13 protein-coding genes and 1 tRNA gene are annotated in these 12,039 nt (G+C 66.1%); 8 read left to right on the top strand and 6 right to left on the bottom strand.

Going from position 1 to position 12,039, the window contains the following annotated elements; all coding sequences use genetic code 11:
* Positions 1–37: 37 nt before the first annotated feature.
* Positions 38–110: transfer RNA gene (locus ABIC53_RS02635), tRNA-Lys, on the top strand.
* A gap of 71 nt (positions 111–181) precedes the next feature.
* On the opposite strand, the gene ABIC53_RS02630 is transcribed toward ABIC53_RS02635, so the two are convergent.
* Positions 182–493, bottom strand: a complete 312-nt coding sequence (locus ABIC53_RS02630) for a hypothetical protein (RefSeq protein WP_354450246.1) — start codon at positions 491–493, stop codon at positions 182–184.
* 249 nt (positions 494–742) lie between these two features.
* Between ABIC53_RS02630 and ABIC53_RS02625 the strand changes: the two genes are divergently transcribed.
* The 5 genes from ABIC53_RS02625 (at position 743) to ABIC53_RS02605 (ending at position 6,760) form a co-directional block, all read left to right on the top strand.
* Positions 743–2,479, top strand: coding sequence for a hypothetical protein (locus ABIC53_RS02625; protein WP_354450244.1), 1,737 nt, complete (start codon positions 743–745; stop codon positions 2,477–2,479).
* A complete protein-coding gene (locus ABIC53_RS02620; protein ID WP_354450242.1) occupies positions 2,472–3,833 on the top strand; it encodes a hypothetical protein in 1,362 nt (453 codons plus the stop codon). Before ABIC53_RS02625 ends, ABIC53_RS02620 begins: the two co-directional genes overlap by 8 nt.
* A 538-nt stretch (positions 3,834–4,371) precedes the next feature.
* Positions 4,372–6,027: a catalase gene (locus tag ABIC53_RS02615; RefSeq protein ID WP_354450240.1), complete on the top strand. Its 1,656-nt coding sequence runs from the start codon at positions 4,372–4,374 to the stop codon at positions 6,025–6,027.
* Between the two features lie 78 nt (positions 6,028–6,105).
* Positions 6,106–6,447 carry a histone-like nucleoid-structuring protein Lsr2 gene (locus ABIC53_RS02610; RefSeq protein WP_036305878.1) on the top strand — a complete coding sequence of 114 codons (342 nt, stop codon included), beginning with the start codon at positions 6,106–6,108 and terminating at the stop codon, positions 6,445–6,447.
* A 79-nt stretch (positions 6,448–6,526) separates the two neighbouring features.
* Positions 6,527–6,760 (top strand): glycine zipper domain-containing protein, encoded by a 234-nt coding sequence (locus ABIC53_RS02605; protein ID WP_064955024.1) that lies wholly within the window; start codon positions 6,527–6,529, stop codon positions 6,758–6,760.
* On the opposite strand, the gene ABIC53_RS02600 is transcribed toward ABIC53_RS02605, so the two are convergent.
* Complete coding sequence (locus ABIC53_RS02600; protein ID WP_354450237.1) at positions 6,721–7,077, bottom strand: hypothetical protein; 357 nt, start codon at positions 7,075–7,077, stop codon at positions 6,721–6,723. The genes ABIC53_RS02605 and ABIC53_RS02600 overlap by 40 nt on opposite strands.
* A 48-nt stretch (positions 7,078–7,125) precedes the next feature.
* The gene (locus ABIC53_RS02595; RefSeq protein ID WP_071917863.1) at positions 7,126–7,368 is read right to left on the bottom strand and encodes a hypothetical protein; all 243 of its coding nucleotides are present in this window, start codon (positions 7,366–7,368) and stop codon (positions 7,126–7,128) included.
* Between the two features lie 158 nt (positions 7,369–7,526).
* On the opposite strand from ABIC53_RS02595, the gene ABIC53_RS02590 reads away from it, so the two are divergent.
* Positions 7,527–8,564, top strand: a complete 1,038-nt coding sequence (locus ABIC53_RS02590; RefSeq protein ID WP_354450235.1) for a YdcF family protein — start codon at positions 7,527–7,529, stop codon at positions 8,562–8,564.
* A gap of 76 nt (positions 8,565–8,640) precedes the next feature.
* The gene (locus tag ABIC53_RS02585) at positions 8,641–8,919 is read left to right on the top strand and encodes a PLDc N-terminal domain-containing protein (RefSeq protein ID WP_274178698.1); all 279 of its coding nucleotides are present in this window, start codon (positions 8,641–8,643) and stop codon (positions 8,917–8,919) included.
* Positions 8,920–8,942: 23 nt separating this feature from the next.
* Here ABIC53_RS02585 and ABIC53_RS02580 read toward each other — a convergent pair whose 3' ends face one another.
* The 3 genes from ABIC53_RS02580 to ABIC53_RS02570 are packed head-to-tail and all read right to left on the bottom strand — an operon-like array spanning position 8,943 to position 11,893.
* Positions 8,943–9,797, bottom strand: coding sequence for a PhzF family phenazine biosynthesis protein (locus tag ABIC53_RS02580; RefSeq protein WP_354450233.1), 855 nt, complete (start codon positions 9,795–9,797; stop codon positions 8,943–8,945).
* Positions 9,798–9,857: 60 nt separating this feature from the next.
* A complete protein-coding gene (locus tag ABIC53_RS02575) occupies positions 9,858–10,616 on the bottom strand; it encodes a response regulator (RefSeq protein ID WP_112617160.1) in 759 nt (252 codons plus the stop codon).
* Positions 10,613–11,893, bottom strand: a complete 1,281-nt coding sequence (locus ABIC53_RS02570) for a sensor histidine kinase (RefSeq protein WP_354450231.1) — start codon at positions 11,891–11,893, stop codon at positions 10,613–10,615. The genes ABIC53_RS02575 and ABIC53_RS02570 overlap by 4 nt, the downstream gene beginning before the upstream one ends.
* Positions 11,894–12,039: the final 146 nt, after the last annotated feature.

The raw sequence follows: 12,039 nt of genomic DNA, 5'->3' as shown, positions 1-12,039 counted from the left end.
TGGGGCCCCCGCCGCGGCTACTAAGCTGGGAAGCTCAGGGCCTCTAGCTCAGTCGGTAGAGCATCGGACTTTTAATCCGCGGGTCGTGGGTTCGAGCCCCACGGGGCCCACCTTGAGCAGGGCCGAAAACCCGCGTAATCCCGGCTCAAGCAACTCGCAATCAGCGATGCCGCTATCGCCCTCAGCGCACCGGCGCAGGTCGACGACGCTGAATCGACCCCCGATACCGCTTGAGCGTCGGTCCGTTCGCCACCCCGTTCGCGGCAAGAAGGTCGTTGTTCAACGCCTCGGCCTCCACGCGACTGAGGCGGTTGGCAGTCCGGCGCTCATGCAGGTGCGGGTCGATCACTGCCAGCTCGTGCTGCAGCGCGATCGCCCGGTCATCCTCGTCAAGATCGTCCGGTTCGGTGGGCCGAGACAGCGACCGTGCCTGCGGCTCGAGCCGCGCGAGGACGTAAGCCGAGAGCGCGGCGCCCGGTGCGCCTCCAGCCATCGCTCGACGAGCTGGGCACGGTTCGATTTGATCTGATTGGAACGACGCGACAACAGACGCTCGACATGTACAAGCTCGTCAACCTCGCCTTTTTGCGTCGAGCGAGAATCACTGTCGCGCGAGCGCGGCGCACCCGGCGGGATCGGTGGGGGGGCGGCGAGCTCGCCCTCGGCGGCGACGAGGGTCTGCAGCCTCAAGGCCAGCCGCGAGTCGACGTTCGACCATTACAATCCGTGACGGGGGTACGTAATGGACGCGTTTGAAGGCTGGTCGCTCGGATCCGCGGTGGACGACGGTCGTGATCACTCGATCAGGGACATGCGCCCCGTCACGAGCGAGGAAGTGCGACATGTGGATGCGGCACTCCGCTTGATCCATTGGGTCACCAACGGCTCGCGTTGGAACGACGTCTTAGAAGCGTGGGACGCCATGCCCCCGCCGCCCGCAACTTCGCCGCCGAAGCTGGCGCTTCTCAATCAGTCGATGTTCTCGATGCTACGAGCCCTGACTGCGTTCTCCGAACAGCTCGCAAGCGCACCGGTTGAAGTGTCTGCGATCGCTCACAGGGTCTCCCTTGAGGACACTTCCGAATGGACAGCACTTTCCGAAGGCATGCGTGACCGGGCGCTGGTGGAACCCGTCCCACTGGTCGAGATAACCACGAGAAGCGTGAGTATCGGTCAGACACAGAAAATCGTTGTTCTCACTCAGGCAGCTTGCGAATGGCTCGGCCTGCGAGAGGTCGCGGATCAGGAACTCGACCGAGTGCTGCAGCGCTTTCTGTCCGCAGCCGAAGCACATCAGACGTGTCTACTCCGAGTCTTCTCTGAGTCGATTTCTAGTTCCGTGGTCACCGTGAAGAGGCTGGCGGCCGAGGTCGGTCTTGGCCGTCCTATCCTTTTCCGCCTGGGTGAGGTCAAAGATGGACAACACCCCGTCCAGATGCGCGACCTTTCCTTGGACGTCCTCCCGTTGCTGTCAATATCGCTGGAACGCGCTTCGCGCGCAGCACCTCGGCAAGAACCAGAGTCAGGCTCGAAGTCTGCGGTGATTCAACCGCATACCGAACCAGACGACTTGCGAGCCGTTAATACCCCCATGGAAGAGCCGAGCGGGCGGGCGAACCATTCTGAGGATGACCCAGTCGGGCCGGATCCATCCACCCTCGAACCGGACTGGAGCGCCATCGATCCAGCCGGTCTCTTCTTGGCAGCAATGCGACTCTCCCTGACGACGGAACAGAGGTGGTCAGCAGCCTTATCGGAAACCATCAGAGACGAAACCATCGCAGCCGACCTGCAGCAGTGGCACGCGCTCATCGCCGCCGAATTGAGCAAGCTCGGCAGTGCCGACGACACCGTCGTCATCACCTGGCCGCTGGCGACAGACGAGGTCGCGAGAATACGAGATGACGACGCGCGTGCGCCCATCATGGCGTATCTCGCTGCGATCGATCGACTCTCGGGGACCTTGCGCGTGCTCGCGGAACCATCGCAACGTCAACTCGTCATCGAGAACGAAACCGCCAGTCTGTCAGCCTGGTGGAGTTCAGGAGGGTTCGCGACAGTTCGCGATGCCGCGCATCTGCTCCTCCGAACGGTGCAGTCGATTGGCGCATCGGGACGAGCGGGAACTGGTCTCGGTATTCCTGATCACCTGCAAACACCCGCTGCGCACCTCTGGCTCGATTGCGCGACGCGTGCTATCGAGTGCGGCCTGCCGGAAGCGGCGCTAATGTATGCCAGCTACGCCTTCGATTCGTGGGCCGATCGTGACATCCCGGGACGCTCGCCCCAGCGACAGGCAGCTGTCGAGCAGCTAATCGCCGCATTGCCTCGAGTTCAAGATGTTCTGAGCGCTGCGGCAAAGACGGCGCAGCCCATTTCCGTGACGAGCCCACTCGCTGTCACTTTCGTTGAAACCCTCAGCATTGCGATGACCGCTAACGAGATCCGTCTTCGAGCGCCCGACGACCCCAATGACTGAAAATTGGAAGCGCCCAGACGCGCACCTCCGCAGCCGATTTTCCCAGCCGAGGTTCACTGTTCGAATCGGTGAGACGGACGTCTCCGAGTTCGCCTCGAACATTGTCGTATTTGAGGAGGACCGTCTTCCGCATGCGCGCCTGACACTGACTGGTGGACCGTTCCCACAATTCGACTACCTGGCGGACGTTGCCGTACTTCGGCCGGGCTCTGAGGAGCCCTACTTCGGCGGAACCATAACAGCGGCGGAAACCCAAGTCAATGCTCTCATCCTCGACGTATTCAGCGTCAGCGAGTTCCGCGAGTATGGCGTCAGCCCATTTGCACTTTCGCGAGTCGGCGCGCCTGACCTCATCAATATGCAGGTCAGAGGAGCCGGATTTTCGCGTGACCGTGTGAAGCTTAGCAAGGAGCTACAACCGACGGCGGAGCTGTTCGAAGTTGCCGTGCCGGTGTTGGACTGCGACATCGAGTCGGCTCTGACGCTCAACCCTTCGGTCCGACTCCTGCCGATGCCGGAAGGCTTGCTGCACCGGTTTAAGGGCCAAACCAACGCCGTCGATGAGCTCGCGGCCCTGTACCGAGGAGCCAAGGCTATAGCGGTCACGCATGTTTCGAATGTCACTTGGATGTCTGACGCAGAGGAAGAGGGAGTAGCTGTGATCCGTCGCGCACTCGATTGGCTCCTCGTGCTGATGCGCAATGGGGCCTCCGTAGGTAGCGACGGCACTCCTGCATCATTCCGGAGGGACGATGTGCGAGGTTTTCTGCGCCAGTCATCTGTCGCGATCGTCACGGGCATGCAGAGCGGACGGTCATGGGCTAGGGACCTTCGCAACCCGGTGCGAGCGGGAGAGGCACAGCTTGACAAGACGATACAGGCGGCGCCTTCTGCTCCCGCCGATGAACGTAGCTCGCAGAGTTTCGCCGCGTTCCGCCGTGCCGCAGACGAGCAGTTGCCGATCGCAATTCGCGTTTCGGCGATCTGGGAAGCACTCGAGTACTACGCCGCCGATGTGCGGCGTCAGCCGTCATTCCAAAAGCACGAACTTCGCGCGCTGAGAAAGCGAGCCGTCGATGGCCTGACCGACGATCAAAGTCGTCGGGTCGAGTTTGCTATCGCTCAGCTCAACTCAAGCTCCCTGCAGGAACGGATCTGGCATCAAGCTTCGCTGGACGGCGTCCGGGTCTCGAGCGGAGATCGCAACGTGATCGCACGAACGCGCGGGTACCGGAACGCACTGGTCCACGGAGGCGACGTCGAAGACCTCACCAGAGGCGACGTCAACTACGCCGTGAGCGTGGTCTCCAGGCTGCTGCTGGGCAGCGCTCGCTCACGGGTCAGAGAGTCCTAAGAGCACCGATCACTGTATCAGCATCATGTGGGGCGGGTGGGACATCAGTGATCCGCGGACCTCAGCGGTCTGAAAAGCGAGGACTGCGCCTGAAACCTGCTTGCGGGGGCTCGAGCCCCACGGGGCTCGCCTTGGAGCAGCGTCAGAACTCTCAGCCTCCGAAGAAGTCGGAACGCTCGCACATAACGCAACCGCCTCTTGGCCACGCAGCAATCTCCATGCTCATGATGCCTGCCTCGACATGGACGTACCGCTTGGCAGTGCGCCGGCCGAAGGATCCGCCGCGTCGTACGACAACACTTCTGGTCACCACATCCCGGCTGCGGATGAGCCGAGCGTTCCTGAGCTCGAGGCTGCTGCGACCGTCGCGCCGCGGCCGGAAGAACAGATAGCCGACGCTCTGCGCGCTCAACCCGACTTCGCGGACCAGGGCGGGACTGACAAACGCCGGTACCCCCGCAACCCCCTTCCGACCGCATCTGCTCCCCCGTACCGTCGGCCGCATCCCCACGACGATGCGAACCATACGGAGGACGCGATGACCGATGTATCGAACCAGGGCCCGGCTGAGGGCGACGACCGTCCCGAGCTGACGACCCGACAGGGACACCCCGTCTACGACAACCAGAATCAGCGGACGGTCGGAGCTCGCGGGCCCGCGACGCTCGAGAACTATCACTTCCTCGAGAAGATCAGCCACTTCGACCGCGAGCGCATCCCCGAGCGGGTCGTGCACGCGCGCGGCTTCGTCGCTTTCGGCTACTTCGAGGCCACGGGCATGTGGGGCGACGAGCCCATCTCGCAGTTCACGCGCGCGAAGCTCTTCCAGGAGCCGGGCAAGCGCACCGACCTCGCCGTCCGGTTCTCGACCGTCATCGGCGGACGCGATTCGTCGGAGGCGGCGCGCGACCCGCGCGGGTTTGCCGTGAAGTTCTACACCGAAGACGGCAACTGGGATCTCGTCGGCAATAACCTCGGCGTCTTCTTCATCCGTGACGCGATCAAGTTCCCCGACGTCATTCACTCGCTCAAGCCCGACCCGATCACTTTCCGGCAGGAGCCGGCGCGCATCTTCGACTTCATGTCGCAGACGCCGGAGTCGATGCACATGCTCGTGAACCTCTTCAGCCCCCGCGGCATCCCGGCGAACTATCGCACCCAGCAGGGTTTCGGGGTCAACACCTACAAATGGGTCAACGAGCAAGGTGAGACGAAGCTCGTCAAGTATCACTGGATCCCCTCCGTCGGCGTCAGCTCGATGACCGAAGCGGATGCCGCCGCCGTGCAAGCCGGTGATCTCGGTCACGCATCCCGCGATATGTACGAGGCGATCGAGCGCGGCGAGTATCCCGAATGGGAGCTCCAGGTGCAGATGATGGACGACCACGACCACCCCGAGCTCGATTTCGACCCGCTCGACGACACGAAGGTGTGGCCCGAGAACGAGTTCCCGCCGCGCGTGGTCGGCAAGATGGTGCTCAACCGGAACGTGTCGAACTTCTTCGCCGAGAACGAGCAGATCTCGTTCGGCACCGGCGTCCTCGTCGACGGCCTCGACTTCTCCGACGACAAGATGCTGGTAGGGCGCACGTTCTCGTACTCCGACACTCAGCGCTACCGCGTCGGTCCGAATTACCTGCAGCTGCCGGTCAATTCCCCGAAGAACGCCACGGTGGCGACGAACCTCCGCGATGGACAGATGGCGTACCACGTCGACAACGGCGGTGAGAATCCCCACGTCAACTACGAGCCGTCCATCACCGGCGGGCTCCGCGAAGCCCAGTACCCGATCCACGACGAGCAGGGGCCGGAGATCGTGGGGCGGCTGACGCGCAAGCGGATCCCCCGGACGAACGACTACACGCAGGCCGGACAGCGGTACCTGCTGATGGAGGACTGGGAGCGCGATGACCTCGTGGCGAACTTCGTCGACCTGATCGGACAGGCAGCTCGCCTCGTCCAAGAGCGGATGCTCTGGCACTTCTACATGGTGGAGGACGACCTCGGCCGTCGCGTCGGCGAGGGCTTGGGAATCACGCTGGAAGAAATCAAGGACCTGCCGCCTCTGCAGTCGCAAACGCTCAGCGAGGACGAGCTCGAGCGACTGCGCAATCTCGGGCACAACGGCCCTCGCGACGTGGCGGGTCTTCAGATGACTCATTGCGTTCCCAATGCGCGCGCACAGAAGGCCTGAGTCTTTTGCTGGCGACGACACGAAATAGTGTTGTCGAGTGGTGATGCGTAACGCGATCGAACCGCTAATATGTCAGCCATGGCCCGCAAACAAATCACCCAGCTCATCGACGATCTCGACGGAACCGTTCTCGAGAGCGGCGAAGGAAAGCAGATCACGTTCTCGATCGAGGGACGCGCTTACGAGATCGACCTCTCGGACGACAACGCCGAGAAGTTCTACAAGGCTCTGGCGCCGTTCGTCGACGTCGCTCGTTCGATCCGCGCGAACACGCCTTCGCGTTCGCGCTCCTCGCGCGCGAACAAGAGCGACCTCGACCTGACGGCTGTCCGTGAATGGGCGCGTTCGAACGGTCACACCGTCAACGAGCGCGGCCGTGTTCCGGCAGCCGTGATCGAGGCGTACCGCGCCGCGAACTGACCCCATCCGACCGCAGAAATGGCTCAGGCACCTCCAGTCCTGAGCCATTTCTCGTTTCCCAACAACGACGGAGCGCCTCGTGAACGACGGCTCAGCCAGCAATAGCGATCGCGCGAGCAGTGGCGCGAACGGGGTCGCAATCGGAATCGCGCTCGGCCTTCCCCTCGGCAGTGCGATCGGCATGCTCGCGTTCGACAACATCGCGCTCGGCGGCGCGATCGGCCTCTCTCTCGGGATCGTGCTGGGCGTCGCTGCCGACGCGCGTCGCCGCGATCAGTCGGATGACGCGGATGGTGCCGATGATGCCGACTGAGCTCGCTGCCCGCTGCTCGAGGTAAAACCGCCGTTCACGAGATAGATCGCGGCGAGCATCGGCACGAATGCCACCGCCACGGCGATCGGCGCGAGAAACCACAGCCCCGAGAGCGACGAGGCGAACATGGTCGACCCGAAGATGATGAAGGCGACCCCGACGATGCGCACGGCCCGCACTCGACCGGGTTCCCGCGTGGGGAATGTCCACATCGGGTAGGGAATGCCCGGGCGAAGCCGTTCGAACCAGAGCACCGAGACGACCTGCATCGCCGCTCCGGCCGCGATGAGCAACAACCACATCCACGAGAGATCCATCTGTTCGATGCAATCACACGGATGCATCGACGGCCAGCGACGAATGGATCAGTCGTCGCGAGACTCCCGCGCAAGCCGCCGTCGACGGATGCCGAAAACCAGCGCCACCACCCAGTAGAGCGCGAGCAACGGTGAGATGACGGCGAGGACGATACGAATGACGTCGCCGCCGTCGAGCGCCCAGGGAATCCAGATCGCCGACATCCCGACCCACACGATCGCCTGTACGACGATCACCCCGAACGGTGTCGCCGCCGAAGTCGCTGCGATTCGCTGGAACAGACTCTGCACCCAGCGAACCTAACAGCCGCTCAGGCCGGGCGATGCTCGACCTTGCCGTGCCGTCGACAGGCTGAGCGCCGATCCAATCTGTGCTCCGGGCCGATTCCCCGCTCACAGCCTGACAACGGCACCGGACTGCGCTTATCCCCCCTCTCTAGGCTGAGGACGTGCCCGGCTTCTTCACACTCTTCTTCGCGGCGCTCGGGATACTCCTCGCCGCCCGCGACTCCCGCCGCATGTTGCCGGGCGTCCTCCTGACGCTCGCGGCGACCTCGCTCGTCGCCGCTGTGGTGACCTTCATCCTCGGCTTGACGGTGGCGCTCGCCACGCTCGCCGTTCCCGGGAACGACGTCGTCGGTCTCCTGCTGGTCTTCATCGTCCCTCTGCTCGCCGCGATCGGGCTGGGGGTCGCCCTGCTCGCCAACGGTGTGGTGATGCTGCAGCGCGAAGGACGATCGCTGGCGAACCGCCTCTCGCTCCTGGCCGGAATCGGCGTTCTCGCCATCCTTGCCCTCGGCATCGTCGCCGTCACGGCGGGATGGTTCGAGCTCGCCGTCATTCTCCTGCTGCTCGCCGGTCCGATCGGCTACGTCGGGATGGGGTTCGTCGCCTACCTCTGCTGGTCGGCGGTGTACGCGCGCATCGCGCGCCGCAGCGCAGCACCGGCCGCGATCATCGCCCTCGGGTCGGGCCTTCGCCGCGACGGGAGCGTGCCGCCGCTGCTCGCCCAACGCGTGGCGCTCGGCGTGGAGACCCTGCAGCGATCCCCCGGCGCGATGCTCGTCGTCTCGGGCGGTCAGGGCGCAGACGAGCCGCGGAGCGAGGCGGCCGCGATGGCGGAGTACGCCGCAGAGCTCGGCGCCCCCGCCCAACGCCTGGTCATCGAGGATGTATCCCGGACGACCGAAGAGAATCTCACGCTGACCCGCCGGATCCTCACCGAACGCGGCATCACGGGCCCGGTGCTCGCGGTGACGAGCGACTATCACGCATTCCGCGCCGCCACTCTTCTGCGGACCCTCGGCATGCCGGGCCACGCGATCGGCGCGCGCACCGCCCGCTACTACCGGCCGAGCGCGTTGCTGCGCGAGTACCTCGCCCTGCTGCGCGACCACCTCGTGCTCAACGCCGTCGCGCTCGGCATCCTGATGCTGCCGCTCATCGCGTTCGTGGCGATCTCGCTGATCACTCTCTTCGCGGATTGAACGTCATCCTGCCGGCGTAGCCGAGAACCATCGACAGGCTCACGACACGAGCCCTGCCTGGGGCGAGGCTGGAAGCATGATCGAAACCGCACGATTCCTCGTCGTCTCAGACGAGTGGCTGCCTCGCGAGTGGATGCCGGGGGTGACGACGTCGGTCGCCGTGGTATCCGCCGTGGTCGCTGCCGTCGTCGCGATCCTGTTCATCTCGAGCCTGATCTCGATCCTCGCCTCGCCTCGCTACACCGGCGGGGGCAAGCTGCTGTGGATCATCGGGATCTTCGTCTTTCCGATCGCCGGTCCGCTCGTGTGGTGGCTCGGCGGCCGCAACGCTCGGATTCGCACCGATCGCTTGTGACTGCAGCGGCGAGGCTCAGCTGATCAGACGATGGCGACGGCGTGACCCGAGACGGTGATGCCGCCCTCCACGGGGATGTCGACGGTCAGCTCCCCCGGCCTGCCGACATGGGCCCCCTGCTCGATGACCGCGACCGCGGGAGCGTCGACGGCGCCGAGCGCGCGCAGATACGCGCCGAACGACGCGGCAGCCGAACCCGTCGCCGGGTCCTCCGTGATGCGGCCGACGGGGAACAGGTTGCGGGCCTGAAAGCGATCGGAAGCGGCGCGGAGAGCCACCGTGATGGTGGCGGGCCACCCTCGGTCGTCGAGCAGCGCACGAACCGCGTCGGGGTCGAACGAGAAGTCGTCGAAGGTCCTCTGCTCTGCCAGCACGATGACCGGATGCGTGTTGCCCGTGTTCGCGAGCCGCGGCGGCAGCTCGGGGTCGAGGTCGGCCCGCGTGAGGCCGAGCAGACCGAGAATCGCCTCGAGATCGGCGTCGTCGAGGTCGCGGACCGACGGCTCGATGCTGGTGAAGGACGCGCGGATGCCGTCGTCGTCGCGCGAGACCGCGATCGACACGACGCCGACGGGGGTATCGAAACGAACCGCACCGTCGGAGGCGACCTGGCCCCGCGCGGCGAGCGCGACCGCCGTGGCCACCGTCGCATGGCCGCAGAACGGAACCTCGGCGATGGGCGAGAAGTAGCGGACCGAGCGTGCACCGTCGGCGGTCGTGCCGGTGACGAAGGCCGTCTCGGCGTAGTCGACGTCGGCAGCGATGCGCTGCATGGCGCTGGCATCGAGTGCGCCGGCATCCAGGACCACGCCGGCGGGATTCCCACCTTCGGGTCGCGTGCTGAACGCGGTGTATCGCAAGACCTCGGGCGTACTCATCCGTTCAGGCTACGCCCGCGCGTCGGTGGCACGCCGAAGCCGCCGACGACGCGGCGACGCTCAGCGCTCGGGCGACGGGGCGAGCCGGTACAGCACCTGCGGACGGCCGCGTTTGCCGTAGCGATGCGAGAGATGGATGACGCCGGTGTCGACCAGGTGCGTCAGGTAGCGGTTCGCGGTAGCGCGAGAGATGCCGCAGGCCGCGGCCACCTCGGCTCCCGTGAGCGCGACGACCGGGTCGAGGGCGGCGACGACCTGCGCGAGCGTCGGCGCAGCGAGGCCCTTCGGCAGGCCGGCGTGGTCACCACCGCCCGTCATCCGTCCCTCCCCCCGGTGCGATCCGGATGCCGCGACCGGCGCGGTTCGGATGGTGCCGGTCGACAGCAGCCGGTCGATCTCGCCCTGAGCCAGAAGCGCGTCACGGTCGCCGCTGACGATCCGCTCGCGGTCGGCGGCATAGCGTTCGAGTCGCTCGCTCAGCGCGGCCTGCGTGAAGGGCTTGACGAGGTAGCCGACGACCCGCGCCGCGAGAGCCTGACGCACGGTGGTCTGATCCTGCGACGAGCTGATGACCAGCACGTCGGGTCCGTCGTCGCCGAGCGTGCGCAGCCGGTGGAGCACCTCGATGCCGCTGATGCCGGGCAGCCGCATATCGAGCAGGATCAGGTCGACCCCGGACCGGCTGTGCTCGAGAGCCGCCTCGCCGGTACCCGCGGTGGCGACGACGACGAATCCGGGTGTGTCGGAGACGAATCCCGCGTGGAGGGCGCGCGCACCGCGGTCGTCATCGACGACGAGGACCCTGATCGGTCCGGTCATCGCGCAGCCTCCAGCTCGAAGGCGAATCGCGCTCCCCCGAGCGCCGATCTCCCGACCTCGACCGAGCCCGATCGGGCCGTGACGATTCGGCGTACGACATCCAGTCCTAAGCCTCGACCGAGGCCCGTCGTGTCGGTCTTCGAGGAGTAACCGGGCGCGAAGATGCGGCGGGCGACGCGCGGCTCGACACCCGGGCCGTCGTCGTCGACCGAGCCCACGATGCGGGACCCCCGGCGGCCCAGCTCGCAGATCACATTCGCCGCGCCCGCCTCCGCCGCGTTGCGGCACAGGTTCGAGACCACCGACACGATCCCCTCGTCGATGTCCGGGGCGACGTCCCCGCCGAGGTCGAGGTCGAAGCGCACCCGAGCCCCGATCTCGTGCAGCTCGGCACGCACGGTCGGGATCATCGCGGCGAGCACGGGCTGGTCGTCGCGGGCCCCGTCGTCGCCGGTGCCGAGGGGGCGGCGCACGCTCGCGATGTCTTCGATGTATCCGCGAGCCTCGTCGGTGTCGCCGCGCGACAGGAGGCCGTGGATGACGTGCAGCCGTGTGCTGAACTCGTGCGACTGCTCGCGCAGCGCCGTCGCCGTCCGCCGCATCTGCGCGTGCTCCGCGGCGATGACATCCAGCCGGCGGAACCGGCGCTCGACCGCGGCGGTCAGGATCGAGCTCGCGAGCGTCGCGACGACGAGCGCACCGATCGCCCAGGGCAGCAGGGCGCCGACGGCCTCGTCGAGCTCGCCGGCGATCTGGGACTCGAGCACCCCCACAGCCACCATCCCGATGGGTGTTCCGTCCGAACCGCGCACCGGGACCTTCGCGCGCAGCGACGGCCCCGAGGCGCCGACCTCCGTGCCGACGAACGTCTCGCCCGCGAGCACGGAGGCGTTGGCGGTCTCGACCTGCACGCCGCGCTCGGACGCGAGGGGGTGGGTGATCCGGACACCCTCGTCGTCGGTGATGACGACGTAGTAGACGCCGGCCGCCTCGCCGACGAGCTCCGCGATCGGCTGCAGGACCGCGGTCGCATCGGCCAGGTCGGCCGCATCCGCCAGGTCGGTCGACGACCCGGCTCCCGTGGCCCCGGTCACGGCCTCGCGCACCTCCGGAAGGTCGGCGAGGCTCGACGCCACCTCGAGCACGCGTTCGGTCGTCGCCTCTCGGATCGTCCGTTCCTGCGCCGCGAGGGCTGTGGCCACCGTGGCCGACAACGCCGCGAGGGTCACCACCGACGGGAGCACGAGCAGCACGAGGCGCGCGGCAGACGCTCTCACCGTGAACGGCATCCTGTCCACTTCCTCGTGCGATCGGACGCTGTCGGGCCGTGCCCGTGCGCATCTATGAGAACAAATGCCGCCACGCTCGGGGGCGGCTCAGCGAAGTGCCATCCTAATTCGATCTCGCGGAGACGACGATGTCC

The organism is Microbacterium sp. 1262 (assembly GCF_040544895.1).
GTDB classification, from domain to species: domain Bacteria; phylum Actinomycetota; class Actinomycetes; order Actinomycetales; family Microbacteriaceae; genus Microbacterium; species Microbacterium plantarum.
This window is presented reverse-complemented; position numbering and strand designations above follow the sequence as displayed.